Below are 1,392 nucleotides of genomic sequence, written 5' to 3'. Positions count from 1 at the left end.
TCTTTAATTGGTACTTGTAATCCGGTATCTGCTAATGTGATTAAGCTATCACCTGTTAAACAACCAGATTCCCTCAAATCAGACATCATCGGGCGTTTATTTGTCCGAGATTCAACGCTCCGACTCAACTGTGAAAGGGCAATTACCGGAACATTTAATTCCCTCGCTAACCCTTTGAGCGATCGCGTAATTCGAGACAATTCTTGTACCCGATTATCGCTCCCACCCTCCATTAGTTGCAAATAATCAATTAAAACTAACCCCATTGCGCCGCCCTGTTCTGCTTGTAAACGGCGTACCTTAGAACGCATTTCTGTAACAGTAATATTAGGGGTATCATCAATAAAAACAGGTAATTCTGATAACGTCCCAATTGCGATTGTTAACGGTTCCCATTCACTCTGACTAATTCGCCCAGAACGTAGGCGATTACTTTCAATTTTTGCCTCACTAGAAAGCAGTCTTTGAACTAACTGTTCCTTCGACATTTCTAAGCTAAAAATCGCCACAGGTAACTTATGAATTTTAGCAATACTATAGGAAATATTCGTACAAAGTGCCGTTTTTCCCATCGAAGGACGACCCGCAACAATAATCAAATCAGAGCGCTGAAACCCGCCCGTCATCGCATCCAAATCATAAAAATCACAATTTAAACCCGGAAGGGCAACACCTTCGTGACGATCTTCGATATCCTGAAATGTATTAATCAGCGTCTCAGCAATTGAAACTAAATTTTGTTGCGGACGAACTTGAGTAATATTAAAAATTTGTTGTTCAGCCTGATCTAAGACTTCTTCAATATCAACCGTTGTATCATAACCCAAATCAATCGTTTCATGTCCGGCTTTAATCAAATTGCGGCGCATGGCTTTTTCAATCACCAACAAAGCATATTGATCGATATTCACCGCAGAAACAGTTCGATCAACCAGTTGTGCTAGCTTCATTTGTCCGCCCACTTCTTCTAACTGATTGTGATCAGCAAGCCAAGTGGTAACAGTCATTAGATCAGTTGGTTTTCCTTGTAAATGTAAATTTAGCGTTGTGCGATAAATCGCTTGATGGGCAAGAATAGTAAAACAACTCGGATCTAACAATTCAGCGACTCGACTAATGGCTTCGGGATCGAGTAATATCCCCCCTAAAATCGCCTCCTCTGCTTCAATATTTTGGGGAGGTAAGCGATCGCTAGGGAGTTGAAAGTTAGATCGATTTTTCATAGTTCAGAATCAATAAAAACAACCCGTTATCAGTAGTTTCAGACGCTCACAGAGAACGTCTGTTTACAATTGCGCTCTCAGTTTAAGTTTACCCAAAAGCAACTCCGGCGTGATGAGTCGTCATCAATTGATACTGATAACGGCTTATCCTAACTCGGAACAACGTGAA

1 protein-coding gene is annotated in these 1,392 nt (G+C 40.9%); it reads right to left on the bottom strand.

Annotated elements, in window-relative coordinates:
* On the bottom strand, nucleotides 1-1,223 hold a 1,223-nt coding region (dnaB, locus tag M595_RS27550; protein ID WP_023069031.1), incomplete at its 3' end, for a replicative DNA helicase.
* Nucleotides 1,224-1,392: the final 169 nt, after the last annotated feature.

It is taken from the genome of Lyngbya aestuarii BL J (assembly GCF_000478195.2).
GTDB classification, from domain to species: Bacteria; Cyanobacteriota; Cyanobacteriia; order Cyanobacteriales; family Microcoleaceae; genus Capilliphycus; species Capilliphycus aestuarii.
This window is presented reverse-complemented; position numbering and strand designations above follow the sequence as displayed.